The 23,823-nt window shown below is 64.9% G+C and carries 26 protein-coding genes; 10 read left to right on the plus strand and 16 right to left on the minus strand.

The features are described from left to right. Nucleotides 1-5 precede the first annotated feature (5 nt). Complete coding sequence (locus A3OK_RS0117065) at nt 6-215, plus strand: hypothetical protein (protein WP_019906102.1); 210 nt, start codon at nt 6-8, stop codon at nt 213-215. After that, complete coding sequence (locus A3OK_RS0117070) at nt 202-546, plus strand: hypothetical protein (protein ID WP_019906103.1); 345 nt, start codon at nt 202-204, stop codon at nt 544-546. The genes A3OK_RS0117065 and A3OK_RS0117070 overlap by 14 nt, the downstream gene beginning before the upstream one ends. Nucleotides 547-685: 139 nt before the next feature. Here the strand turns inward: A3OK_RS0117070 and A3OK_RS0117075 are convergent, their stop codons facing one another. The 9 genes from A3OK_RS0117075 to A3OK_RS24390 form a co-directional block, all read right to left on the minus strand. Then, nucleotides 686-1,279, minus strand: a complete 594-nt coding sequence (locus A3OK_RS0117075) for a DUF2059 domain-containing protein (protein WP_245259373.1) — start codon at nt 1,277-1,279, stop codon at nt 686-688. A 169-nt stretch (nt 1,280-1,448) separates the two neighbouring features. Beyond that, a complete protein-coding gene (locus tag A3OK_RS0117080; protein WP_019906105.1) occupies nt 1,449-1,646 on the minus strand; it encodes a hypothetical protein in 198 nt (65 codons plus the stop codon). A 344-nt stretch (nt 1,647-1,990) separates the two neighbouring features. Further along, nucleotides 1,991-2,488, minus strand: coding sequence for a lipocalin-like domain-containing protein (locus A3OK_RS23720; protein WP_245259374.1), 498 nt, complete (start codon nt 2,486-2,488; stop codon nt 1,991-1,993). Between the two features lie 360 nt (nt 2,489-2,848). After that, entirely contained in the window at nt 2,849-3,184 is a 336-nt protein-coding gene (locus tag A3OK_RS24130; protein WP_155912063.1) for a hypothetical protein, read from the minus strand. Nucleotides 3,185-3,287: 103 nt separating this feature from the next. Next, entirely contained in the window at nt 3,288-3,689 is a 402-nt protein-coding gene (locus A3OK_RS0117085; RefSeq protein ID WP_019906106.1) for a hypothetical protein, read from the minus strand. Beyond that, complete coding sequence (locus A3OK_RS24135; protein ID WP_019906107.1) at nt 3,689-3,838, minus strand: hypothetical protein; 150 nt, start codon at nt 3,836-3,838, stop codon at nt 3,689-3,691. The genes A3OK_RS0117085 and A3OK_RS24135 overlap by 1 nt, the downstream gene beginning before the upstream one ends. A 45-nt stretch (nt 3,839-3,883) precedes the next feature. Beyond that, on the minus strand, nt 3,884-4,156 hold the full coding sequence (locus tag A3OK_RS24140; RefSeq protein ID WP_155912064.1) for a hypothetical protein: 273 nt from the start codon (nt 4,154-4,156) through the stop codon (nt 3,884-3,886). Nucleotides 4,157-4,198: 42 nt separating this feature from the next. Beyond that, complete coding sequence (locus A3OK_RS23005) at nt 4,199-4,693, minus strand: hypothetical protein (protein WP_019906109.1); 495 nt, start codon at nt 4,691-4,693, stop codon at nt 4,199-4,201. A 357-nt stretch (nt 4,694-5,050) separates the two neighbouring features. Beyond that, nucleotides 5,051-5,425, minus strand: a complete 375-nt coding sequence (locus tag A3OK_RS24390; protein ID WP_019906110.1) for a hypothetical protein — start codon at nt 5,423-5,425, stop codon at nt 5,051-5,053. A gap of 525 nt (nt 5,426-5,950) precedes the next feature. Here A3OK_RS24390 and A3OK_RS0117110 point away from each other — a divergent pair. Then, the gene (locus tag A3OK_RS0117110) at nt 5,951-6,109 is read left to right on the plus strand and encodes a phage tail protein (protein ID WP_245259375.1); all 159 of its coding nucleotides are present in this window, start codon (nt 5,951-5,953) and stop codon (nt 6,107-6,109) included. Nucleotides 6,110-6,211: 102 nt separating this feature from the next. Then, the gene (locus A3OK_RS24145) at nt 6,212-6,373 is read left to right on the plus strand and encodes a hypothetical protein (RefSeq protein WP_019906113.1); all 162 of its coding nucleotides are present in this window, start codon (nt 6,212-6,214) and stop codon (nt 6,371-6,373) included. 87 nt (nt 6,374-6,460) lie between these two features. On the opposite strand, the gene A3OK_RS24150 is transcribed toward A3OK_RS24145, so the two are convergent. Genes A3OK_RS24150 through A3OK_RS24155 form a run of 3 tightly spaced genes read right to left on the minus strand, consistent with a single transcriptional unit; the run spans nt 6,461 to nt 7,214 of the window. Further along, nucleotides 6,461-6,784 carry a hypothetical protein gene (locus A3OK_RS24150; RefSeq protein ID WP_155912065.1) on the minus strand — a complete coding sequence of 108 codons (324 nt, stop codon included), beginning with the start codon at nt 6,782-6,784 and terminating at the stop codon, nt 6,461-6,463. 15 nt (nt 6,785-6,799) lie between these two features. Then, entirely contained in the window at nt 6,800-6,991 is a 192-nt protein-coding gene (locus A3OK_RS0117125; RefSeq protein ID WP_019906115.1) for a hypothetical protein, read from the minus strand. A gap of 52 nt (nt 6,992-7,043) precedes the next feature. Beyond that, nucleotides 7,044-7,214 carry a hypothetical protein gene (locus A3OK_RS24155; RefSeq protein WP_019906116.1) on the minus strand — a complete coding sequence of 57 codons (171 nt, stop codon included), beginning with the start codon at nt 7,212-7,214 and terminating at the stop codon, nt 7,044-7,046. Nucleotides 7,215-7,346: 132 nt separating this feature from the next. On the opposite strand from A3OK_RS24155, the gene A3OK_RS23015 reads away from it, so the two are divergent. Both A3OK_RS23015 and A3OK_RS0117140 read left to right on the plus strand, forming a co-directional pair. Next, the gene (locus A3OK_RS23015) at nt 7,347-8,459 is read left to right on the plus strand and encodes a GSCFA domain-containing protein (protein ID WP_245259376.1); all 1,113 of its coding nucleotides are present in this window, start codon (nt 7,347-7,349) and stop codon (nt 8,457-8,459) included. Nucleotides 8,460-8,881: 422 nt separating this feature from the next. After that, nucleotides 8,882-9,547 (plus strand): HAD family hydrolase, encoded by a 666-nt coding sequence (locus A3OK_RS0117140; RefSeq protein WP_019906118.1) that lies wholly within the window; start codon nt 8,882-8,884, stop codon nt 9,545-9,547. Between the two features lie 13 nt (nt 9,548-9,560). Here A3OK_RS0117140 and A3OK_RS0117145 read toward each other — a convergent pair whose 3' ends face one another. Continuing rightward, the gene (locus A3OK_RS0117145) at nt 9,561-13,310 is read right to left on the minus strand and encodes an AAA family ATPase (protein ID WP_019906119.1); all 3,750 of its coding nucleotides are present in this window, start codon (nt 13,308-13,310) and stop codon (nt 9,561-9,563) included. A 374-nt stretch (nt 13,311-13,684) separates the two neighbouring features. Between A3OK_RS0117145 and A3OK_RS0117150 the strand changes: the two genes are divergently transcribed. Further along, nucleotides 13,685-17,215, plus strand: coding sequence for a PAS domain S-box protein (locus A3OK_RS0117150; RefSeq protein ID WP_019906120.1), 3,531 nt, complete (start codon nt 13,685-13,687; stop codon nt 17,213-17,215). Between the two features lie 380 nt (nt 17,216-17,595). Further along, nucleotides 17,596-18,822 (plus strand): calcium-binding protein, encoded by a 1,227-nt coding sequence (locus A3OK_RS0117155; RefSeq protein WP_019906121.1) that lies wholly within the window; start codon nt 17,596-17,598, stop codon nt 18,820-18,822. 72 nt (nt 18,823-18,894) lie between these two features. On the opposite strand, the gene A3OK_RS0117160 is transcribed toward A3OK_RS0117155, so the two are convergent. The 3 genes from A3OK_RS0117160 to A3OK_RS24645 all read right to left on the minus strand — a co-directional run bounded on the left by A3OK_RS0117160 (nt 18,895) and on the right by A3OK_RS24645 (nt 21,586). Next, entirely contained in the window at nt 18,895-19,875 is a 981-nt protein-coding gene (locus A3OK_RS0117160) for a catalase family peroxidase (RefSeq protein ID WP_019906122.1), read from the minus strand. Between the two features lie 168 nt (nt 19,876-20,043). Next, a complete protein-coding gene (locus tag A3OK_RS0117165) occupies nt 20,044-21,270 on the minus strand; it encodes an exonuclease SbcCD subunit D (RefSeq protein ID WP_019906123.1) in 1,227 nt (408 codons plus the stop codon). A gap of 118 nt (nt 21,271-21,388) precedes the next feature. After that, nucleotides 21,389-21,586, minus strand: a complete 198-nt coding sequence (locus A3OK_RS24645) for a hypothetical protein (protein WP_019906124.1) — start codon at nt 21,584-21,586, stop codon at nt 21,389-21,391. Between the two features lie 475 nt (nt 21,587-22,061). Here A3OK_RS24645 and A3OK_RS0117175 point away from each other — a divergent pair, with 475 nt between their 5' ends. Together A3OK_RS0117175 and A3OK_RS0117180 are read left to right on the plus strand one after the other, a co-directional pair. Continuing rightward, nucleotides 22,062-22,997 carry a L,D-transpeptidase gene (locus A3OK_RS0117175; RefSeq protein WP_019906125.1) on the plus strand — a complete coding sequence of 312 codons (936 nt, stop codon included), beginning with the start codon at nt 22,062-22,064 and terminating at the stop codon, nt 22,995-22,997. A 214-nt stretch (nt 22,998-23,211) separates the two neighbouring features. Next, nucleotides 23,212-23,748: a DNA starvation/stationary phase protection protein gene (locus A3OK_RS0117180; RefSeq protein ID WP_019906126.1), complete on the plus strand. Its 537-nt coding sequence runs from the start codon at nt 23,212-23,214 to the stop codon at nt 23,746-23,748. The last annotated feature ends 75 nt before the right edge of the window (nt 23,749-23,823 follow it).

The following is a 23,823-nucleotide window of genomic DNA, read 5'->3' on the forward strand; positions in this document are numbered from 1 at the left end:
CGAGCATGAGCACAGATCGCGCCGATGGCTACCATGAGGCCCTGTCGAACGTCAGAAACACGATCCAGCGCCGGGTGAATGAGGCGGACGTGTCGAACGACGGCAAGCTGGAACTGCTGGGCCTGCTATCGATGCTGGACGACATGCTGAACTCTGGGCGGCCGGCGCAGGACGCCGATAGATCAGCGCCGGTGCCGTTGAGTGGCAGCTTCTGACGCCGACGAAGAGCCGGCCTGGCGCGATCTCCTAACCTCGGAGTACGGCCCGAAGGTCTTCCCCGACGACATCGGAGGATCGGCTTGGCTCTCCTCGTCGGAGTGCCTGCGCGCTTTGCTTCAGCGCCAGCACAATGGCGAGTTCAAGCTGCGCTTGGTCCTGCGGGAAGAAGTGGATTTTCGGCGCGGACCGAGCCGCGACCCCAACTGGAAGGGCGACTACTATTGGGGGCCGGACCTCGCCCTGTGCTGCGCTGAGGTCTGGGTCGAGCGGAAAGACGGCCCGCGGAAAAGGGTCGATACGATGGTGACGCGGCCGAAGGTTTGGTGACCTGCCAAGGCGGACCCAGGCTCGCCGTCTATGGATCTGCCCCACGGTGCTGGTTTAATTGAAAGCGCCCCTCCCCGCCCGGTCTAAGCCGGGCGGGTATGACCACGTCTTCAGGCCGCTATCGCCCAAACGAAAGTCATTATTTGGGCTTGGCGCCAGGCCCCCATCCCTTCGCTTTGATGATCTGCACGATCTTTGTCTGCATCTCGGGCATCAGGCCCTGCATCCACTGCGTCGTGCCGGCCATCTGAGCCTGTACGAGCTGAGGTTGTGCCGCGGCAAGGCGGCGACCAGCCGGAGAGGCATAGAACGTTCCCACCGCCTGCAGATCCTCTTTGCTCAGGACGGCTGCGAAGCTGCGTGCCTGGATATCGAGGAGCTCGTCGTAATGGGCCGTCAACAATGGAAGCACAGCCTCTTGAACGATGACCTGCGCCTGGTCAGCCTCCTTGATTCCCATCTGCTGCATCATGCCAGCCATGGGAGCGGCCATTGAGGATAGCGTCGTCGCGCGATCCCCCTGCATCTGCGCCACGACCTCACGCGCCACCTTCAGCGTCGCCGGATCTTGTACCGCCGTTGTAGCAGGCTTGGCTGCTGGCGCTGCGGCTTGGGCAAGCGCTTCTGATGCAAGGGGAATACACAGGGAAAGGCCTGCGATGAGGGGGGTCAGGCGGCCGATACGATTCAGCAAGAGGTTTCCTCCGTTCATGGAAATGCCGATATAGGGCAACCCAAGCGAAAAATCCGCTGAAGCGTAAGCCGGGCGAGCCCGCAGTATGAAATGAACCTTTTAACTGCCGACGACGAGCAGGACGAAGGGGGGCATTCCAGTCAGATGAACAAGAAAACCCCGCTCCAGCTGTTGCTGGGCGGGGAAACGGTAGCGTTCCTCTCAGCTTTCAAATTTCCTTCTGCGGGTCGACCGTTCCACCATCGGCAGCCGTGTCATCGACAGCGGCTTCGTCGAACGCCTGCATCCACGCGTCGTAGTCCGAGGTTCCCTCCGAATACGGGCATGCATCGCGAGATTTGCCGTAAAGGCGGGCATTTCGCCCTTTGATGAAGGGGCTGTCGCTTGCAGTGGCGCTGTCGCTCATCAATCCGTTCCTCTGCCGTAAGCATCCAGCTAATAGAACGCGACAGATGGCCAGAGGATCATTTTGGCCCGGTCGTACGGTGAAAACCTGCCACGGCGTGAGCCAGACAGGCCCTGACGGCGGCCGGGCGTGAGCAGAACGAGACTGGACGAATGGGACAATCTCGGCGCCCAGAAGCTGACGCCAGGGGTACAGAAGCGCCGCTTCGTGGAACTGGCCCGCGAGGCTGGGTGCGATGAATAAACAGAGGCACCGCTTGAAGTGGCCGTGCGGGCAATCTCTCGGCATAAGCTCAAGCAGGGCGAGGGCTCAATCGCTGAGCAAGCCCTCGATATACGTAAAAACTAAGGTCGAGAATATTTTTCCCAAATAAGAGTAATGACGCTCATCTTTCCATCAAGATTGAACTTGAATGGTACCGTCGTGAGTGTAACAATATTATTCTGATATGCAACGTCGCGAACTTGTGCGGTTCCCGTCCAAGCCTCATTCCACGACGTATCGATGTTATGAGTAATTTTGTTGCCTTCAATTTTGTACGTGCCGGCGTAAGCAAAGAATGATTTATGAAGCTTTACCCGGTCTTCATCTGTCATTTTATCATTGGCGACTGGCCTATCGCGCCCTTCATAAGCGCAGATAACCATCATTCTACCGTCTTTATCATAGTTAAGCCAGCCATTTGGCTTCGGACCGCCGTAAGCATCCACGGTCTCTCCAGTGTCAACAATCTTGCGTGTTGCTGTTACGAGCCGCCATGTGCCAACGACTTCATTCGCTTCCAAAGCCTGCGCTGTCGTGGCACTCAAAGCCCAAGCGCAAATCAGGATTGCTGCCTTCACGACGTACTCCATGACTTCGTTGGCGAGAACGATTGATCACTTCTGCCACGAATTCATAATCGCATGTTTTCCAGCGTAGCCAACCTACAGATTTCCGTGGTGAGCAAAGAATATCATCGGCAACGCTTCTGGATGACGTTGCTGGATAAGACCGAGAAGGCGGCATCGTCGGCCAGCAGCGCGACAGCCTCATGCGGTCGCCAAGCCCGACCGGCAACATGCTGGCTGGCCACGCGCCATCCTACGCCATAAACCGGGCGATGGACGAGGCGCTGGGATGATGTCCCGCCTTGACGGCGGTAGGGCTCATCTCTTTAGATTAAGATCGCGAAGACGAAAATCAGACACAAGAATAATGCTTCACATAATAGATCGCTCGGCAATTTTATTCTTTAGTTCATCTTCAAGGCTTTTGATATAATCTTCTTTCGGAGAACTAAGCATCATTTCTTTCTCGATGCGTCGCTCCAGTGATGCTATCTCGATTTCCAACTTTCGAAATTTATTGTTTGGTCTATAAGAATCCATAAGATCGATAGCTTTATTAAGTAATAGATCTATAAGATTTGTTACGGAAGACAATACCACCTCCCAAGATATGATTATTTTTTGAATTCTAGGGTCATTAATTTCTGATTGCAATATTCCGCATGGTGCAATCCCGCGCTTTAGGGTGAAGCGTACGTTTTTGTACATACCGCAGTTATTGTCTGAAATACTCGGTACTTGAAATGAGCGACGATGAGTGTTTTTCGGTGACCCCCTACGTCGCAGCGATCATGACCTCTAAGGCGGGCGCTTACACCGGCTTGCTATTATTCGCTCTGCTGAACGACTTGCCCTGGTTGCTCGCAGCGCTCGCCTTGCTGACCGTCTCCGGCACGTCCTCGACGAAGGTGACCACGTGCTCGCCCAAGCCGCGCGGTGGGCGCTCATAGTCGACATCGGCCAGCCATTTTCGGTGGGTGTGCGCGTCGTACAGGACGCGGTCGACGTGACCTCGACAATCCCGCGTGTACCGGATCGTCTGCCGGATAATGAGCTTGCCGCCGGGCTTCACGACAGGTGTCAGCACCTCCGTGCTGGTCACATCGACGGAGATATGCCGGTCGGCAAGCCGGCAGCAAAGGAAGGCTGCCGGGATGATGATGGCGAGGCAGATGCCCCCCAGCCAGGCGTAGCCGAAGATGCGCAGGCCCATCAGCCACCCCTCATCGTTTTGAAGAGATCGAACCCACCCTTCGTCAGTGCGATCACGCCGCCGACAAAAGCGGCCGTCGTTCCGCAGACCCACATCAGCACCTTCGCCGCGGTCCGTGACGACGAGACGAACTCGACGACGCCGTCCATACTGGCGAGCTCCTTGGGCTCTTGCCCGAGACCCAGGCAACCGTCTCAGGCCCGGAGGGCAAACAGCGTTTCGGGTCGCGTCACGTCCTCCTTGCCGAGCGAGGCGAACCAGACCTCGAGGTGAGGATGCGGCTTGAAGGTCACGGGATCGGCCGTGCGCGGCGTCCGGTACCCGCCCGCCGGCACGAGCGGCCCCAGCTCACACTCCGCTTCAGGGTCCGGGTACATCGCCCGGACGCCCCGTTTTGGCTGCTCGCGATATTGGAATTGCGCTGCCGCCCACTCGGCAGCCGTGAACCGTCTTTCTTCGGAAGCCATTGCATCTCACTGCTGCCGGAGACCGACGGGGAGCGCTGCCGTCTACTTCTTCGGCAGAGCCGCAATGGCCGGCGCGAGCACGTTCGCCTCGTCAACGAGGTTGGGCGTGCGGACGATGAACTTGGCGAGGCCTGCGGGTCCGCCGGCCGCCGCGAGCGCTTTCTTCGTAGCCGCATCCACCGCGTACTGGATCGCCTTGGCGATGACGGCCGAGCCCACCGGGATCGACAGCTTGCCTTCCTTCACCGCGCCAGGGGCGGCGCTCACCGCGTACTCGGTGACGGCTTTGGCCATCGGCTCCATGCGCTTCTGCGTGAGGAACAGCGCGGCCCAGGGATAAATTTTCGTCACTGCCTGGATGAGGAAGCCGCCGAGGACCGGCACGATGACGGCGGTGAAGAGGTTGGCGGCGGCGATAAGCCAATCGCCATACGGAAGAATGACGGCTGCAGCCGGCACGGTCGTGACGACTTCGGGAGCATGGACGGCAGAGACAGCACAGGCGAGCGCCAGCGCCGCGAGAATGATGCGGGTCATGTCAATACTCATTATGGAGGAGTTGCGCGGCGACCGACCGGGACGGTTATAGTCTATGCTTCGAACTATGACGCGGGAGCCTGCAATGGCCTTATCGTGGTTCAGTAGAGGGCATGATGCTGCAATATTGAGCATTGCCAGCCTTGACGGGAATGCTGTCTTTAAGGCGAGAGTTTATTCCGTCGGTAATTTTGGTCACGGATATACAATCACAAAGATCGGATCGGCCGAGCCGGTTGAAGTCGGTTTGAGTACGTTCGATCTTGAGCAGACCAAGAATGAGTGCGAATTGATCTTGGAGGCTCTGAGCACCGGCGATCCTCGTTCAACCGAACCATGGGCGGGAGAGCCGCGACACTAGCCACGAGAACCCCATGACGGCCTCGCCACGACAGTCGGCTCCGGCAGCGGATTGTCACGAACCACCGGTTTGGTGAGATCGGTCGCGGGCGGATTGTCGTTTGTGATAGGCGGCACGGGCGCGGTGGTGATGGGTGGCGTGGGGATGAATGGTGCGATGCCGCCAGGCACATGGCCCGTAGCCCGCAGCGCCGCCTGGAAGTCGCGGAAGTAGCCGGCGATGGTCGACGCTTTGTCCATGCCGTTGATAATGGCGCGGGCCGCGACCGGGACGCTCTTCGTCGGGCCGAAATGGTCGGACAGCTTGCAGCCGGTGAACCAGCCTTCCTGCATACCGATGAACATGATCGCCGCGGCAATGTCCGGCACCATGGCGCTGTCGGGCGTCTGAGTGAGGTCTTGGTCGCGGGTGAGGTGAGCCTCGGTTCTGAAGCTCTCCGGTTGCGCGGCGATAGTTCGAACGGCCCGTGAGCTGGACATAGCCGCGACCCGCGAACTTGGCGCCGTCGCCCGGCACGGTGTTGCCCAGCGACTTCGCGACCGCCGGCCGGTTCCCCTGCGGGGCGTACAACTTCGTGAAGTATGCCGTGCCGCCGTACTCCTTGATCGGGAGCATGGTCCTCGCGGTCTCATGCAGCACGGTCGCCAGACAGTAGGCCAGCGCGTCGCTACCGAGGTCGGGCGGACAGGCGTCGAGGATGGCCTCCATTCCGGAAACTTGCCCCTACGTCAGGGCGCCTCCGAACACGGATTTGCGCGCGCTGGCGAAGAACGCCGCGCGATCCAGGCTGGCTGCCATGGGTGTCTTCTCTCGATTATGGGGAGTTGCGCGGCGACCGGCCGGGACGGGAATGGTAAGCCGTCCGGATGGATCAGCTTCTACGACTGACGATTATCTTGAGCCGGTGGACACGGCGGCGTTGGACGCGGACGGAAGCTGCCGTCGCCCTCGCTGTGATTGCCCTCGCTCTGGTCTTCGGCCTCATCGAATGGGCCGGCTACTGGCCCGAGGCCCTGACGGCCACGAAGGTTCGGCGGGCACCGATGCGGTTCTAGTAAGTGAGCGGCGAAGTCCTGCTGTCAGCCCGTGAGGGTCCGACTGGGGCGCGCGTCGGTTTAAGCAGGGCCTTATCGTCGGCTCCATTTCCGATAGAGGTCATGAGTACTGACGTCGACAGCTTCATATACGTCTTCGGCGATAAGATGCAGTATGATTCGGTCGCTCTGATTGACATCAATGATGAAGTATCCAGGAGCTCCGCCGAGTTTTCTTTTGTCGAAGCCTGGGAGCGATGGCTCGAATTGAAACCGGTCAATTGACATTGCAACTGTTCGCTGCCGATGGGGCGGCAACTTCTTGACAGTGTTTTTAAAGGCTGGATTTGGCATGACCTGAACCTTCACAAGCTAATTGAGGAGGTATCGGGCCAGATCGCCCGGCTGATCAAATGTTGGGCCACCCCTTGCCTCAGGATTTACCTCGGCCCGCATTGCCCGGAGTTCAGAGGAAACTTCAACTCTCAGATCAATCTCTCTGCCAATGACAGCGAAAAGACGCTCATCAAGATCGGCTAGCGAGTTGTGCTTCCCGGACTGCCTTCTCGCTCCTTTGATAATCCTTCGGAACCACTTAGACATTCTTTCATGGCATTCGATGCGCTCATCGCTGACCATGATAAGACTATCAAGTATTTCCATGATATCGTCCGGCCTGTCATCGACAAATATCATGAAATTCCAGAAAACCTAGTGATTTCTTTTGACGCCTTCCTCCAGCTTTCTCAAAAGAGAGTCCATGTGGGCTAGCAGGGACTCAAGTCTATTGCGTTCCTGAAATAAATGCGTGTCCGCCAAGCGTTCGACGATCGCCAGCGGCGGCGCCGAAAGCGCCAGAACCCTGTCGGACAGGGCAAAATCCAAGGCCATGGGAAGGATCATACTCTGCTCCGCTCGGGGCGCCTAGAGAGACTGAAGCTCGCGACCTCGTCGCTCAGAACACTTCCGACTGCCGCAGCAGCCGCCGACACACGGCGATGTTGATCCTGATGTTCTCGGTCACGGATGGCTTCCACAGCAGGCGGCTGTAGCGGGCCGCACGCTTCACCTGGACCGGCACGTCGAGGACCACGTCAGTCGACGTCAGAGCCGCGAAACTCTGCATGGTCGGGACGAGGAGCGTGCTGTTCGCGCCCGATCCGGAATACGGGATTGACGCGATACCCCGCTTACGGATCTTTGCTCTTGGAACGGGAGACAGACACCGATTGCACTGACCGACGTGTTTCAGGATGGCGTGACGCGAAAGACGTCCGACAGCTATTTTCGCGGCGAGAACCCGAAATTCTACCCGACCGACACGTCTCTACAACGTGACGACGTAGTTCCCGAATACCTCGTCAAAGGTCTGATGCCGGTCCGGCCCTTCATCGATAAGGGGGCGTCCATCGTAGCCTTCGGCTCCTGCTTTGCCGCCTACGTGGCCGACTACCTGCACGACGCAGGCTACAATGTGACGAGCAAGCAGCGCAGCAAAGCCTACGTCACACAGATGGCTGACGGCATAGTTCACACCCACGCTATCCGCCAGCAGTTCGAGTGGGCGTGGCTCAACAGAGTTCCCGAGCAGCCCATTTGGCACGGCTACAAAGCGGAAGATTTCGGCTACGACGACGAAGCAAGGATCGCGACGAAGCAGTTGTTCGACGGAGCCGACGTCTTCATTATCACCTTCGGCCTCAGCGAAATCTGGTACGACGAGGTGACCGGGGAAGTCTTCTGGCGAGCGCCGCCCCGGGAGGTGTTCGATCGCGAGAGACACAAGTTTCGTGTCAGCGAGTTCGGGGAGAGGCTCGACAACATCAGGGCGATCTACGCCTTGATCCGGCACTTCAGACCGTCGGCGGCCATCGTCTTCACCCTGTCTCCGGTAGCCCTCACGGCAACGTTCCGTCCCATCGCCTGCGAGGTCGCAAGCTCCGTCTCCAAGGCGATCCTGCGGGCCGCGATCGATCAGCACTACCGCGAGATAAAACCGAACGACGACAAGCTCTTCTATTTCCCCAGCTACGAGATCGTAACGAACGACTTTCTCAATCCATTCCGATCGGATCGACGGCATGTACGCCTGCAGGTGATCGATCTAAATATGAAGATATTTGAGAATTACTTCTGCTACAATGAATTTTCTTCGGATTTTGTCGTCAATACGTTCCGCAGTGCACTGGCCGACGACAAGCGTGTCGCGTCCGGGAATGCCGCCTGGGACGAGATCGAGCAGGGCACCCTCAACGAGATCAAGGACCGGCGCCGCGCCCTGCGGGCAGAACTCAGGGCTGCGGAAGCCGAGCAGCGTCGGTCCGAGCGGATCCGCGAGCGCGAGGCTAAGCGGCAGGGCAAGGCCCTCTGAACAACAAGTATTTTTTGACTGAACCTACATGGTCTGAAGTTGCCCTTCAATACTCCCCACCATGAACAACCACCGGCACATACCTATATCCCGTCTCGAACGGATCGCGAGACGTCCGCCTTAATAGTGCGGTCCTGGCCGGTGTAAGATGCAGCCACTCCGCCAGCCGTTTGAGACGTTAGTCTAGGCCTTGAGCACAAGACAGGGCGGTACTCAATTCATGCTGCCTTAGCAGCAAGCCATACCGTCACAACGTCACCTGCAACGGACTTGCCTGCTCCGAGCCTGCGGATTCCGAGCTCCCCTGATGCCGGGATAGAGGCGTGTCGGACCGGAGAGAGCCGGCGATTGGACGCCCGTCGGGCTCAGCCGAGGACGGAACGGCGCCTGATTCCAAGGGTTGTCGGCGCGGAGGGCCTCACATGCGGGCAGTGATCTTCGACATCGACGGCACGCTGCTCGACAGCGTCGACTTGCATGCCCGGGCCTGGGTCGACGCCTTCGCGCATTTCGGCGTGGAGACCGATCCCGAGAAGGTCCGGCGCCAGATCGGCAAGGGCGGCGATGAACTCATGCCGGTCTTCCTGCCGCCCGACCGCGTGGAGCGCGAGGGCGACACGATCGAGGCCTACCGCTCCGATCTGTTCAAGCGGGAGTATCTGCATCGGGTGCGCCCGTTTCCCGGCGTGCGGGCCTTGTTCGAGCGGATCAAGTCGGCGGACCAGCGGATTGCCCTCGCGTCGTCGGGCAAGCGCGACGAAGTCGAGCATTATCAAGAGATCCTGGGCATTGCCGATCTCGTCGACGTCGCGACCTCGTCGGACGACGTGGAGCGCTCCAAACCCCATCCGGACATCTTCGAAGCGGCCATAAAGAAACTCGCGCCGCTCGACGCCCGCTCGATCCTCGTGATCGGCGATACGCCCTACGATGCGGAGGCGGCGGGCAAGGCCGGCCTCTCGACGATCGGCGTCCTCTGTGGAGGTTTCCCCGAAGCGGACCTCTCCAAGGCCGGCTGCATCGCGATCTACCGTGATCCGCAGGACCTGCTCGACGGGTTCGATCGCTCGCCACTCGCGGCCGGCTGAGGCGCCTCCCTCCTCACCCCGCCCCCGCCTCCACGACCCTCACCACGCTGCGGCCGTTGCCGCGCTTCTCCACCCTGACCTGCACGGCGATGCGCTCGATCATCGCCGCCACATGGGTGATGACGCCGACTTTGCGGCCACGGCCCTGGAGGGTCTCCAGCGCGTCCACGGCGAGATCGAGGGTCTCGGCATCGAGGGAACCGAAGCCCTCGTCGATGAAGAGCGTATCGACGAAGGATTCGCGGCCCTCCAGGCCGGACAGGGCGAGGGCCAGAGCGAGCGAGACGAGGAAGCGCTCGCCGCCCGACAGGCTGCGGGTGGCGCGCACCTCCTCGCCCATGTCGCGATCGACCACGTAGAGGGAAAGGTTCGCCACGTCGCCGCGCACCAGCCGGTAGCGCGGGCTCAGCGCCAGCAGGTGCTCGTTGGCGAGCCGGACCAGGTGTTCCAGCGTGACCCCTTGCGCGAAAAGCCTGAACTTGACGCCGCTGGCCGAGCCCACCGCGTCGTTCACCGCCTCCCAGGTGGCGTAGTCGCCGCGCGCCTCAGCGACTTTCTCCTCCAATCCGGCGGCCCGTGCGCGCGCCGCATCGTCGCGCGCGAGATCGGCCGTGATCGCACCGAGACCCTGCTGATGAGTGGCCATCGCCTCGGCGAGGCCGGCTGTCGCCGCTTCGGTGGCGGGGCCGTCGATCTCCGGCGCGACGAGCAGAAGGGCGAGGTCGGCCTGCCGCGTGGCCAGAGCGCTGTCCGCTTCGCGGGCTTCCCAAGCACGGGCCTCGACCGCCTGGCGCAGGGAGGAGCGGATTTCGGGCGCCAGCGCCAGGCAATCGCGCACCGTCTCGACGTCACGCGGCGCGCAGGCGGTCTCGAAAGTCGCATCGGCCTCCGCGCGGAGGCGCCGTGCCGTGTCGAGGGACGCGGCACCGTGCTCGGCCGCCGTCATGGCCGAGGCGAGGGTGGCATGGGCGGAGGCGCGCGCGTCTTCGGCCTGCTTCAACGTTTCGCGGGCGAGCTTACGGGATTCGTTGATCCGGGTCCGGTGCGCGCCGGTCTCCTCCCCGCCGAGCAAGGGAGCTCTCTCGGCCCGCAGGGCGGCGAGCCGTTCCGAACGGACCCGCGCCTGCTGCCCGGCCGCATCGGCGGCAGCCCGGGTGAAACCGACAGCCTCGGCCGCGCCGGCGCGCCGCGCAGCGAGCGCCTGGGCCTCCTGCTCGAGCCCCTTGCGGCGCTGGTCGAGGGCTCGGTGCTCGGCCGCGATTTTAGCCACGCGCCGAGCGACGCCGGCCCCGTCCCGGTCGAGATCGGCGAGCGACAGGCCGGCGGCCGCGAGATAGGGCGCGATCTCGCGGCCGAGGGATTCGACCCGCTCCGTATGGCTCGCGACCCGAACCGTCTCGCCCTTGGCGGCAAGATCGGCGAGGCGGAGGGCCTCGCGCTCGGTCGCACGGGACAGTTCCGCCGCCTCGATCTCCCGGCCCGCGCCTTCGATCCGCACGGTGAGGGCGTCGATCTCATCGCGGAGAACCTTGGCCCGCTCCAGCGCGGCGAGCAGCGGGGTACGGGCGTTCCTGGCGGTCTCCACGAGTCCGGTGAGCGTGGCGTGCGCCTCGGTGCCCAGCTCCTCCGGTACGCGGCCATCGATCGCGGCATCACGATGGGCAGCCAGCAGGTGGGCATGGTGACCGGCATAGGCGGCGGCCGTCTGGTCGAGCGTTCCTCGGGCGACCGCCATTCCCTGCTCGGCATTGCGCCAGCGTGCGCCGGCACCGGCCCTGGCGGCGGCGGCTTCCGTGATCGCTGCGCGGGCGGTGGCGATGTCGGCATCGTGCTGCGCGCGCTGCGCTTTCAGCGCCTCCGCTACCTGCCCGAGGCCGCCCCGATCATGGACATGCGGATGATCCGCGGCACCGCAGACCGGGCAGGGCTGACCCTCTACCAGAAGGCTGCGCAGATGAGCCGCCTGCTGCGACAGAGCCTCCTCGGCGAGCTCCGCCAAGGGCGCCACGGCCTTGCGCATCTCGATGGCCCGCGCCTGTTTGGCGGCGGCCTCGTCCCCGGCCGACCCTGCGGCTTCATCGGCATGGCGGGCTGATTCCGCCTCGGCTCGCGCCCGGTCGAGAGTGAGCGACGCCTCGTCATGGCTCCGCGCCAGGGGGATCGTCTCGCGCAGGTGCTCGATCAAGCGGTCGAGCGTGCCGACGCGCATGCGGGCCGAGGCTTCTCCGACCTCATTCAGAGCGGCACTGCGCCCGGCCCGGCGCTCGATCGCGTCGGCACGCGATGCCTTCGTCCGTGTGATCGCCTGGTCGCCCGCAGCGATCAGGTCGGAGCGGCGGATTGCCTCGTCCGCGGCCTTGCGGAGCTCGATCTTCGCCTGCGCGAGTTGCGTGCTCAAGCTGGCGCGCTTGGTGAAGAGCTGTTCGGCCTCGTCGGTCCGCCCGGCGAGAAAGGCCCCGCCCCTGTCCGCCTCGAACCGGCCGGCCACGTCCGCGCGCGCGGATTCCGCTGCCGCGAGGCCGGCCTCCAGCCGTATCAGCGCCGTCGCCGCCTCCTCCGCGCGCGTCTTCGCGGCCCCAGCCGCCTCGGAGGCTTGGGCGGATTCGAGGGCCGCCTCGCCAATCCGGGTGTCGAGGTCGGCCGCTCGTGTCCAGATCGGGCCGAACGCCTTGAACCCTGCTTCCGAGGCCTCGTCCGCCCGATAGGCCTCGTCATGGGCCAGGCGCGCGGCGCCCGCGCTCGCTTCGGCCTCGCCGCGCTTCGTCAGAGCCTGCGCGAAAGCCGCTTCGGCGGCCGTGACATCCAGCGCCGCCCTGGACGCGGCCCTGGCCGGCTCGCGCAGACGCTCGACTTCGTCGAGTTCGGCCAGGCGGGCGCTCTCGTGCCGGTGGGTTTCCAGAGCTTCGCGCGCAACGGCGAGCCGTGCCGCGACGGCCGACACCTGAACACGGGTGTCGGCGATGCGCCGCGCATGGGAGAGGGCCGCGTTCAGCTCCATCAGCCGGCCCGTGACGTCCGCCACCTCGGCGAGAAGCCGGTCGCGCTCGGCATGTTTCTCGGCTCGCGCGGCCTCGTCGAGGAGGCCGACCGCGTCGCGATGCGCCTCCAGCTCCCTCACCTTCGCGCGCTGCACCTCGGCACCGGCATGGACCCGCTTCGAGATCTCGGAATAGATCGCCGTGCCGGTGATCTTCTCCAGGAGTTCGGCGCGCTCGCCCTCGGCGGCCAGCAGGAACGCGTCGAACTCGCCCTGCGCCAGCAGGACGGTGCGGCGGAACTGGTCGAAGGTGAGGTCGGTGAGGTCGCAGATCGCCGCATCGACGAGCCCGGCCTTGCTGTCGCCGACGAAGGTCCCGTCCGCGAGCCGCTTGAGGGAGCGAGACTTGTTCTGAAGCCGCCCGTTGGCCTTGCCACGGGCGCGATAGACCGACCAGCGGGCGCAGTAGCTCTGGCCGTCCTTCCCGATGAAATCGACCTCGGCGAAGCCTTCCGTCGCTCCTCGCCTCAGGATCGCCCTCTCGTCGCCGATGGTGATGGGGTCGCCGCCAGGATCGGGCGCCCTCTCCCGTCCGCTCGTGGCGACGCGCGGATAGCGGCCGTAGAGCGCGAGGCAGAGGGCGTCGAGGATGGTGGACTTGCCCGCTCCCGTCTCGCCGGTGATGGCGAAGATGCCGGTGGCGCCGATGGGTCCGTCGGACAGATCGACGGAGAAGGGCGCGGCGAGGCTCGCAAGGTTTTCGCCGCGGATCGCCAGGATGCGCAAGATTCGTGGCCTCGTCTCGGACGATCGGGGAACGGAAGCGTCGGGTCGGCGGAGGGTCGAACGGAAGAATGCTGCCGCTTCATAGCGCAGGATGACGGATGCGGGGCTTCGCCGATGCCGCGCGGCGGGCCGATGTCCACATGCGACTCAGGACTTCGGCGGAACACGAACCCGCGGCGGTTGCAGGGTCCGATGATTTTGACACCGGAGGCCGGCTCGTGCCATCGGGCCGCGATGACGAAGCGAGCGCGTCTCCGCATCGGAGGCTCCGGCGGGGAACGTCGGTTCGACCTTGGCCGTTGTTGGGCTCATCCCCATTGTGCAGACGCGCGTTTCCGTCCTGCATCGAGGCTTGCGACGGAGATAGGGTGGCAGTGAGTGTCCTCGCAGATGGGGGCGAGTGCGGCGCGCTGATCGAGACGATCGATTGGTCCGCGACGCCCCTCGGCCCCTTCGGGTCGTGGCCCGTCTCCCTTCGCACGCTGACGGGCATGATGGTCGCCGCCCGCCAGCCCATGTTCATCACCTGGGGTCCGGCGCGGATCGTCCTGTACAACGACGCCTATTCCCAACTCATGGGCGACAAGCATCCCGAGGCGATGGGGCGCCCCATCGCGGAGGTCTGGTCCGACATCTGGAGCGATCTCGCGCCCATCGTCGCCAATGCCTATGCCGGTATCGCCGTCCAGATGGACGACGTTTCCTTCGTCATGGAGCGCAACGGCTTCCCCGAGGAGACTCATTTCGCGTTCTCCTACACGCCGGTGCGGGAGGAGGACGGCACGGTCGCCGGCTTCTTCTGCGCCTGCACCGAGACGACCGGGCGCGTCAGCGCCGAGAGCCGGCTGCGCGAGAGCGAGGCCGAGGCGCGCGGCGTCCTCGACGGGATGGGCGAGGGCTTCCTCCTCCTCGACCGCGACTTCCGGGTCCGTCGCATCAACGCCGAGGGCCTGCGCCTCGACGGGCGATCCCTGGAGGCGATCCTCGGTCGCCATCTCCTCGACATATGGCCCGATGCCGAGCAGATGCCTACCTGGCCGCTCTACCGCCGCGCCATGGCGGAACAGGCCTCGGCGGAACTCACCTACCGCCACACCTCGACGCGGCAGGACATCTGGATCGAGGTGAGGGTCTACCCCTCCGGCAGCGGCCTCTCGGTCTTCTACCGGGACATCAGCGAGCGCAGGGCGGCCGAGGAGGCCCTGCGCGAGCGCGAGGAGCGCCTGCACCTCGTGATGGAGGGCGCGCGCGACCACGTCGTCTTCACCATGAACCCGCAAGGCATCGTCACCAGCTGGTCGGCCGGCGCGGTCGAAGTTCTCGGATGGAGCGTCGCCGATGCGCTCGGCCGTCACGGGTCGATGATCTTCACGCAGGAGGACCGGTCGAGCGGCATCGATACCGGGGAGATGACCCAGGCGGTCGAGAAGGGCCGCGCCGATGCGGAGCGCTGGCACCGGCGGGCCGACGGGACGCGCGTGTTCCTCGCCGGTTCCCTCCACAGGCTCCCGCCGGACATGCAGGGACGCTCGCCCGGCTTCCTCAGGATCGCGCGGGACGAGACCCAGCGCAGGGCCCAGGCCGAAGCGCTGTTCGAGAGCGAGGCGCGCTTCCGCAACATGGCCGACCATGCGCCGGTGATGATGTGGGTGACGATTCCGGACGGGTCCTGCATCTACCTGAACCGGCTCTGGTACGAATTCACCGGGCAGAGCGAGGCGGAGGCGCTGGGCCTCGGCTGGACCAAGGCGACGCATCCGGACGACGAGGGACTGGCGGCGGAGACCTTCCTCGCCGCCAATGCGAGGCAGGAGCCCTTCCGGGTCGAGTACCGCCTGCGCCGGGCGGACGGCACCTATCGCTGGGCCATCGACGCGGCGACGCCGCGTTTCGGCACGAATGGCGAGTTCCTCGGCTATGTCGGTTCGGTCATCGACATCGACGAGCGCCGGGAGGCGGAAGAGCGCCTTCGCCAGAGCGAGGGGCGATTCCAGGCCATCGCCGATTCCATCGACCAGATGGTCTGGTCGACGCTGCCGGACGGGCACCACGATTACTTCAACCAGCGTTGGTACGACTATACCGCGGTGCCGCCGGGTTCCACCGACGGCGAGGGCTGGAACGGCCTCTTCCACCCCGACGACCGGGACAGGGCCTGGGCGGTCTGGCGCCACAGCCTCGACACCGGCGAGCCCTACCATATCGAGTACCGCCTGCGGCACCGCTCGGGCCAGTACCGCTGGGTGCTGGGGCGGGCGCAGCCCGTGCGCGATGCCGGCGGCCGGATCGTGCGCTGGTTCGGCACCTGCACCGAGATCCAGGAGATCGTGGAGGCGCGGGACGTTCTGGCCCGCTCGCGGATAGAGCTCGAGCGGGAGATCGCCGAGCGCATCCAGGAGCGCGACCGGATCTGGACGCTGATCCCCGATCTGCTGATGTCGGGCACCCTCGACGGCCGCCTCGTCAGCGTGAACCCGGCCTGGACCGAAACGCTCGGCTACGACGAGGCGACCCTGCTGGCGCGGCCGTTCTGGGAGATCATCCATCCCGACTTCCTCGGCATCAGCGCGGAGATCGTGGAGGCGATGCGGCAGGGCCGCACCGTGCGCCACCAGAACCGGGTCCGCACCGCGAGCGGCGCCTATCGCTGGTTCGATTGGGTCAGCGCGCCGGTGGGCGAGGTGTTCTACGCGGTGGCGCGCGACATCACCGACGAGAAGGCGCGGGAGGCGGCCCTCGCCCAGGCGCAGGAGGCCCTGCGCCAATCCCAGAAGATGGAGGCGGTGGGCCAGCTCACCGGCGGCATCGCCCATGATTTCAACAACCTGCTCACCGGGATCTCGGGCAGCCTCGAACTCCTGCAGACGCGGATGGCGCAGGGGCGCCTGACCGAACTCGACCGCTACATCAACGCGGCCCAGGGTGCCTCGCGGCGCGCGGCGGCCCTGACCCACCGCCTCCTCGCCTTCTCGCGGCGCCAGACCCTCGACCCGAAACCCACCAACGTGAACGCCCTGGTCTCGGGGATGGAAGACCTGATCCGCCGCACGGTCGGCCCGGCGGTCTTCATCGAGGTGGTCGGCGCGGCCGGTCTGTGGCCGGCCCTGGTCGATCCCAACCAGCTGGAGAACGCGCTGCTCAACCTCTGCATCAACGCGCGCGACGCCATGCCGGATGGCGGTCGCCTCACCATCGAGACCGCCAACAAGTGGCTCGACGAACATGGTGCGCGCGCGCGCAACCTCGAACCCGGCCAGTACCTCTCCCTCTGCGTCACCGACAACGGCACCGGCATGACACCGGAGGTGATCGCCCGCGCCTTCGACCCGTTCTTCACCACCAAGCCCCTGGGCGAGGGCACCGGCCTCGGCCTGTCGATGATCTACGGCTTCGTGCGGCAATCGGGCGGTGAGGTGCGAATCTATTCCGAACTCGGCGAGGGCACCACGATGTGCCTCTACCTGCCGCGCCATTACGGCGAGGCCTCGGAGATCGACGAGGCCGGAGAGTTCGCTGCCGCTCCGCGCGCGCTCCTCGGCGAGACCGTGCTCGTCGTCGACGACGAGCCCACCGTGCGCATGCTCGTGACCGAGGTGCTTGAGGAACTCGGCTACACCGCCATTGAGGCGGCCGACGGGGCATCCGGCCTGAAGGTGCTGCAATCGGACGTGCGCATCGATCTCCTCGTCACCGATGTCGGCCTGCCCGGTGGCATGAACGGCCGCCAGATGGCCGATGCGGGGCGGATCGCGCGGCCCGACCTCAAGATCCTGTTCATCACCGGCTATGCCGAGAATGCCGTGGTCGGCAACGGCCATCTGGAGCCCGGCATGCAGGTGCTGACCAAGCCCTTCGTGATGGAAGTGCTGGCCAGCCGCATCAAGGACATGATCGCCTCCGGGTAGGGGCGAGGACGACAGGGATCTCGCCCCCTTCGGTGCGGCCGGGCGCGAGGGTGGCGCCGCTCGGCGCCCGCCCGCAAGGGGAGAGTATTGGGCTCGGACGGGCTTTGTCCGGTCATTTTCAGAAAAAGCCATAACTGTATTTTAAATGGCGGCGTCATATCGAAGCAGAGCAATTTTGGCACGAATCTGTTCTGTGGTGACTCAAGATGGCTCATTTTCGTTATACGTTGAACGGCAACTACGACCCCGACAATTCCGATTTAGGATATCAAGAGTCGATTAATACGGACGCCAGGACGCTCGATTTCGGGCCCGGATCGGCGGTTTCAGGGTATGAACTTTTCGGAAGTCGATTTGTATACGTGGTCGATGGGCCGGACATGTCCGCTGAGTCCCAGGCCTTCGACCTGACGACATGGTCGGCCGGCATCTACGGCGATTCCAGCGACTTCGACTACGTCACGCGGGTCACCGGCGGGGATTTCGGCGACGTCTTCCGCACGGGCGACGGCAACGACGTCCTGAACGGCGGCGGCGGCAACGATGTGCTGGAGGGCGGTCGCGGCTCCAACATCTTCAACGGCGGCACGGGCACGAACACCCTGAGCTACGAGCATTTCGATGCGCCCAGCTTCGGTATTTCCTACGGGATGAACATCGACCTGCGGACGGGCGAGGCCGACGACGGTACAGGGACTGTCGTCCAGGATACATTCACGAACATCGCCAACGTTCGCGGCTCGCAATATGATGACGTTATTGACGGCGACATCGGCAACAACGTCATCGAAGGCGGTGCCGGCTCCGACTTTCTCAAAGGTGGTGGCGGCATCGATACCTTGAGCTACGAGCATTCCAGCGCGGGCGTGATTATCGGTCTTCAGGGAGGAACCGGTTCTGGCGGTGACGCGGAAGGGGATGTCTATACGGGATTCGAGAGCGTCCTCGGGAGTACGTCCGGTGACGTCCTTTCCGGAGACGGCGACGCCAACACGCTGATCGGCAATGGCGGCGACGACGCATTGTACGGTCGGGGCGGCGACGATCGCCTCATCATCAGCAGCTCGCCCGTGATCGTGAATGGCGGCGGCGGGACGGACATGCTCTTCATCGCGAAGGGCAGCACCGTCGCCCTGACCGACGTCTCGTTCAGCATCTCGGCCAGCATCGAGAAAGTCTATGTCCGCGACGGGGCGTCCATCACCATGACGGGCGTCGATATCGGCACGAAGATCTTTTCGCAGAGCCTGAGCGACGGCGGCTCCACGATCGTCGGCACCGACCTCGGCGACCGCATCCAGGCCGGCAAGGGGGACGACGTCATCACCGGCGGACTCGGCGGCGATTCCCTCTTCGGCGGCGCGGGTGCCGACACCTTCGTCTTCGCCGCGGGCGATGGCCGCGATGTGATCCGCAAGTTCGACGTGCTCAACGACGTCCTCGACGTCCGCACGCTCGCCGACGACATGAGCGGTCTCGAGATCCGGTCGTTCCACGGCGCGGCCAACGCGATCATCACCTTCACCGGCGATTCCGGGCCGTCCGACAAGATCATCCTCCTCGGCGTCACGGCCGATTCCCTGACGGACGGCAGCTTCATCTTCTGACGCCCGCGCCCTCATCCGGCCGCCCGGTCGCGTGAACTCCCCGCGATCGGGCGGCGGTGGTCGCGCCGGCCCCTATTGCGAGCGACGCGACAGCGACACGGCATAGGCCGGCGAGCGGATCGCGAAGATCGGGTCGTCGGCCGGGCCGGCGATGCCGGCGGGAAGATCCACGACCGGATCGAAGGTGGACGCGTCGCAGGTGGCGTCGGGCTCCAGGGCGGTGATGGCGATGGTGCCGAGCGTCGTGGTCTTGCGGCTGTCCTCGGGCCACATCACGGTGGGATCGGCGGTCGGATCGCCGGCTTCTCCACGGATCGCCACCAGGGAGAACGTGGCCGGCCCGCTGGCGAGTCGCTCCTTCAGCTCGTCGGCATAGAAGCTGTCGGGTTTCGCCTTGAGGTCGTCCTCGCTCAGGCCGAGCTGACCGGCGGCGGCGACGGTCTTCAACTTCACCACGTTCGCCTCGTCCTTGGCGTTGGTGAGCGTATAGGCGTGGACGCCCCAGTAATCGACGCCGGCATAGCTCGCCGGGACCGGGCGTGCATTCAGCCAGGCGGCCTGTTTCGTGGTCTCCGGATTGGCGGCGGCGAAAGCCTTGATCTTCTCGGCATCGGGCTTTCCGTCGGCGCCCGGAGCGCGAACAGAGGCGAATTCGAACAGCTGCTGCGGTGTCCGCGCCGAGAAGACCGGTGCCGAAATGATGACGAGGACGAGGTCGCCGGCGGGATCACGCAGGCGCATGGCAAAGCCGCGCGTCACGGGCTTGGCCTTGTCGGACACTTTCGGGTTGCTGCCGCCCATGGAGAACCGCGCGGTCACCGGGACGGGTTTCGCGAATTGCGGTGCCTTCGACAGGCTCGCCGCCTCGGCCGAGGGCGTGAACTGCCCCGTGACGCAGACGCCCTTGGCGCCACTCGCCCGCACGCCGGGCTTGTTGCCACCGGCGGCGAACTGGGCGCCGACGATGGCGGCCGCGTCCGCCTCCTCGGCTTGGACCGGAGAGGCGAGGGCAAACGCGACGGCGCAGCCGCTGGCGAAGATCGTGGACCTCATGGCGCAGTTTCCCCCGTCGCCCAGCTCGCATCGGCATGAGCCGGCGAATCTCGATGGCGCACAATCGAATTAGACTATGTGCAGGGTAACGGCATCGTGACAAGTGCCCGTGACCAGTATTCGTGAGACGTGCCGATCAGGAGGAGCGGATCGAGCCGCTCGTGGCGTTCAGGCTTCCGCCTCGGCTCGGACCCGGTGGAACACGTCCAGATGCGCCGGCTCCGGCGGCGCCCCTCGCACGCGCTCGAAGGCGAGCCGGAAGAGGTCTTCCGGGTCGCGCTCGGACAAGCGGACGAGCGGGGCCGCGTCCACGGCCTCCGCGACCGGATCGGCCGCGGCCGTCACGCGGGTATCGACGATGCGCACGGGGAAGCCTTCCGCGATCCGGTCGACCTCCGCCCGATGTCCCGGTCCCAACCCCTCTCGGGCGAGCCGGACCTGGATGTAGGGCCGCTCCTCCATCGGCAGGGCCGGGTCGAGGCCGAGCGCCGCGAGATGATCGCCGAGCTCGGAGAGCCGCATGTCGCCGCGCGGCGGCAGGCGCAGGAACGGGACCGGGCGCGGGATCGGGATGTGCTCCACCCGTGCCGGCCCGTCGCCGAGGGTGACGAGGCTGACCCCATGGGCATAGGGCTGCTCGGTGGCCGAGAGCGGAAACAGCGAGCCGGAATAGCGCACCATTCCGCCGCCTATGGTCTGCGCTTTGTGGAGATGGCCCAGAGCCACGTAATCGGCCTCCCCCGGAAACACGTCGGGCGGAACGGCATGCTCGCCGCCGACGAGAATGCGGCGCTCGGCTCCCTCCGATTCGGTTCCCCCGGCCACGTGCAGGTGCCCGGTGAGGAGGAGGGGCAGGCCGGAGAGATGCGGCGTCGCGGCCTCCATCACCTGGGCGTAGAGCGCGCGCACCGCCCGCACGATGGGTGAGCCTTCGTCCTTCCGCATCGGAGGCAGGCAGGCGGCGGTGGGATAGGACACCGCCAGGATCTGAGCCGCCACGTCCCCGTTCCGCAGGATCGGCACGAGGTGACGCTCGATGGAGAGGGCGCCGTCGCGGCGGCGGACGTTGCCGATCACCCGCACGCCGATCGCCGCCAGGATCGGGCTCGGCGCCTCGAGCCGTCCCGCCGCATCGTGATTGCCGGCAGTGAGGACGATGGTCATGGAGGGGCGCGCCCGGTGCAGGCGCACCAGCACGTCGTAGAGGAGCGCCTGCGCCTCGCCGGACGGGTTCTGGCTGTCGTAGACGTCGCCCGCCACGACCAGGGCGTCGACCTCATGGCCGATGACGATGGCTTCGAGATGGGCGAGCGCTCTGGCATGCTCGTGATGGCGCGAATAGCCGCGCAGGGACTGCCCGATATGCCAGTCGCCCGTATGCAGCACGCGGATCACGTCATCGCTCCAAGATTGCCCCAACGAGGTTGCCCGAGCCATTTCGCACAGAAATGCTCGCCGAGGGCCGAGCCTTGTAGCGCGTCGCCGAGACGCGTCCTACCCGGCCCCCTCGCGGTCAGCGGCAGACGGTCACGGTCTTGACCACCCAGCCCTCGCCGGGCTGCCACAGCTTGCGGCGGCTGCGCCCGCACCGGAGCTCGTCCGGCTCGGCCGATGCCCAGGTCACACCCGGCGCGTCGGTCGAGTTCGCGTCCGAGGGACCGGCGTCCTTGGCGAGGGATCCGGTCGCGGCGGGGGCCGGCTTGGCCTTCACCGATCTCGTCCTTTCGACGGATTTCGCCTTTGAGGCTTTTGCAGCGGCCGCCGAGCGAGCCGGCTTCGGAGCGGCAAAGGCCTCGCTTGGCCCTAAGGCGATGATGGGCCCCACGGCAACGAGCAGCGCCAGCGTGAGGACCGACGCGCCAAGGCGTGCGAACGAAGAAATCGGCACAGGATTGGTCCGTCTTCCGAGGATTCGATGGTGTTGAAAAGCGTCAGCTTATGTCGATGCGACGGGACGTTTTTGCAATCGCAAAGGTCAGCGAACCTCAGACATGTCCCGCTCATTTTCGCGGCATGATGAAGGGTCTGTCGACCTGTCCATTCGGACGAGGGGAACAGCCTGCCCTGACCGCAATGCTGGTCAGCAATGGTCATCGCGTGACGGCAGCCCCTGGTCTTGTTAAGTCACCGCCCAATCTTGGCTTTAGTCCTCGCACCCATGCGAGCGGCCCATCTCTGAGCACCCCATGCCCGAACGCCCCATCCTCCTGCGACCCACTCTTCCCTTCAGCCGGCGGACCCTGCTGAGCGGCGCGGGCGCGGCACTGACCGTCCTCGGTTCCCCGCTCACCGCCCTGGCCCAGGTTCGCGGCCGTCTCGCCATCGAATCCGATGACGGGTACGGCCCCTATGACGACGACCGCCTCTACCGGGACGAGGCGGGCCGGCTCTACCGCCGCCGTGGCGGGCGCTACGAGCCGTATCGCGAGCGCACCACCGCACCGCGCTTCGAGGACGATCCCGATGCGGACCCCTATGCCGATCCGAACGCCCGGCGCAGGGCCGCCCAGCCGCCCGCGAATCAGGGTGATCAGGCGTCCCGCCCCGTGGATAACGGGCCGATCGACTACGCGCGGGCCTATGCCGCGATCACCGACGAGCCGTTCCCGGTCAATGCCTTCAACTGGCGCAAGGCGAACCCGGTCTTCCTGCGCCAGGAGATCGCCTATACCGGCGCGGAGCCTCCCGGCACCATCGTGGTCGATCCGCGTGCGCACCATCTCACCTTGGTCCAGGCCAACGGCCGTGCGCGCCGCTACGGTGTCGGTGTCGGCAAGCAGGGCTTTTCCTGGTCCGGGGTCTCGACGGTGAATTCCAAGCAGATGTGGCCGGACTGGTATCCGCCGAAGGAGATGATCGCCCGGACGCCCAAGCTCGCGCGGTCGGTGAGCCAGCTCCAGAGCGGCCTCGGCGTTCCGGGCGGCTCCCGCAATCCGCTCGGTGCGCGGGCGCATTACCTGTGGCAGGACAACAAGGACACGCTCTACCGCATCCACGGCACGCTGGAGCCCGAATCGATCGGCCTCAGCGTCTCCTCCGGCTGCATCCGTATGATCAATCAGGATGTGATCGACCTCTACGGTCGTGTCGAGATCGGCTCCCGGGTGGTCGTCCTGACCTGATCCCTTTCTCCTGCTGCTCCGCCCGGCGGGCTCGTCCCGCCGGGGTCCCCCGATCACGACGTGAATCTCGGCCCGTGTCGCAGTCACGACCGCGAGAGTGTCGGCGCACTCTGCATCGCGAATCGGAACTTCCCCCGCCTCTCTGGCTTTTTCCCGTCACGGGGCGTGCGCTGGACGCCGCCCACGATCGGAATTCAACCGGAGTTATGACGTCATGGCAAAGAGCTTGAGCGGACGCACGCGCGTTGACGGCGACCGCCTGAACACCCCCACCGACCTTCCCCCCGAGGCGACCAAGAAGATCGCCGAGGGCCTGACGGTTCTGCTGTCCGACCTCTTCGCTCTCTACGTGAAGACGAAGAATTTCCACTGGCACGTCAGCGGCCCGAATTTCCGCGACTATCACCTCATGCTCGACGAGCAGTCGCAGCAGATCTTCGGCATCATCGACGATGTCGGCGAGCGCGCCCGCAAGATCGGCGGCACGACATTGCGGTCACTCGGCCAGGCGTCGAAGCTGTCCCGCGTCGAAGACAACGACGCCGAGTATGTCAGCCCGCTCGAGATGCTCGCCGAACTGCGCGACGACAACAAGACCCTCACCGCCAACATGCGCGAGCTGCACGAGGTGACGGACGAGGCCAAGGACGTCTCGACCACGAGCCTGCTCGAAGAGTGGATCGACCAGTCCGAGGAGCGGACCTGGTTCCTCTACGAGGCGACCCGCAACGCCACAGAGGGCGGCCACTGATCCTGGTCGATTCTATCACCCAAGGAAAAAGGCCCCGCATCATCCGATGCGGGGCCTTTTTTCGCGTCATCGGCA

Origin of the sequence: Methylobacterium sp. 77, assembly GCF_000372825.1 — a bacterium.
GTDB lineage: Bacteria > Pseudomonadota > Alphaproteobacteria > Rhizobiales > Beijerinckiaceae > Methylobacterium.

What these genes read in the sequence shown, in the direction of transcription:
- A3OK_RS0117160 (WP_019906122.1), bottom strand. Translation starts at nt 19,875, where the DNA reads ATGAGGTCCACGATCTTCGCCAGCGGCTGCGCCGTCGCGTTTGCCCTC.
- A3OK_RS24140 (WP_155912064.1), bottom strand. Translation starts at nt 4,156, where the DNA reads ATGGCTTCCGAAGAAAGACGGTTCACGGCTGCCGAGTGGGCGGCAGCG.
- A3OK_RS0117175 (WP_019906125.1), top strand. Translation starts at nt 22,062, where the DNA reads ATGCCCGAACGCCCCATCCTCCTGCGACCCACTCTTCCCTTCAGCCGG.
- A3OK_RS0117085 (WP_019906106.1), bottom strand. Translation starts at nt 3,689, where the DNA reads ATGGGCCTGCGCATCTTCGGCTACGCCTGGCTGGGGGGCATCTGCCTC.
- A3OK_RS24155 (WP_019906116.1), bottom strand. Translation starts at nt 7,214, where the DNA reads ATGCAGAGTTTCGCGGCTCTGACGTCGACTGACGTGGTCCTCGACGTG.
- A3OK_RS23005 (WP_019906109.1), bottom strand. Translation starts at nt 4,693, where the DNA reads ATGACCCGCATCATTCTCGCGGCGCTGGCGCTCGCCTGTGCTGTCTCT.
- A3OK_RS24150 (WP_155912065.1), bottom strand. Translation starts at nt 6,784, where the DNA reads ATGATATTTGTCGATGACAGGCCGGACGATATCATGGAAATACTTGAT.
- A3OK_RS0117140 (WP_019906118.1), top strand. Translation starts at nt 8,882, where the DNA reads ATGCGGGCAGTGATCTTCGACATCGACGGCACGCTGCTCGACAGCGTC.
- A3OK_RS0117125 (WP_019906115.1), bottom strand. Translation starts at nt 6,991, where the DNA reads ATGATCCTTCCCATGGCCTTGGATTTTGCCCTGTCCGACAGGGTTCTG.
- A3OK_RS0117180 (WP_019906126.1), top strand. Translation starts at nt 23,212, where the DNA reads ATGGCAAAGAGCTTGAGCGGACGCACGCGCGTTGACGGCGACCGCCTG.
- A3OK_RS24145 (WP_019906113.1), top strand. Translation starts at nt 6,212, where the DNA reads ATGAGTACTGACGTCGACAGCTTCATATACGTCTTCGGCGATAAGATG.
- A3OK_RS0117155 (WP_019906121.1), top strand. Translation starts at nt 17,596, where the DNA reads ATGTCCGCTGAGTCCCAGGCCTTCGACCTGACGACATGGTCGGCCGGC.
- A3OK_RS24135 (WP_019906107.1), bottom strand. Translation starts at nt 3,838, where the DNA reads ATGGACGGCGTCGTCGAGTTCGTCTCGTCGTCACGGACCGCGGCGAAG.
- A3OK_RS24130 (WP_155912063.1), bottom strand. Translation starts at nt 3,184, where the DNA reads ATGTACAAAAACGTACGCTTCACCCTAAAGCGCGGGATTGCACCATGC.
- A3OK_RS0117065 (WP_019906102.1), top strand. Translation starts at nt 6, where the DNA reads ATGAGCACAGATCGCGCCGATGGCTACCATGAGGCCCTGTCGAACGTC.
- A3OK_RS24390 (WP_019906110.1), bottom strand. Translation starts at nt 5,425, where the DNA reads ATGGTGCCGGACATTGCCGCGGCGATCATGTTCATCGGTATGCAGGAA.
- A3OK_RS0117080 (WP_019906105.1), bottom strand. Translation starts at nt 1,646, where the DNA reads ATGAGCGACAGCGCCACTGCAAGCGACAGCCCCTTCATCAAAGGGCGA.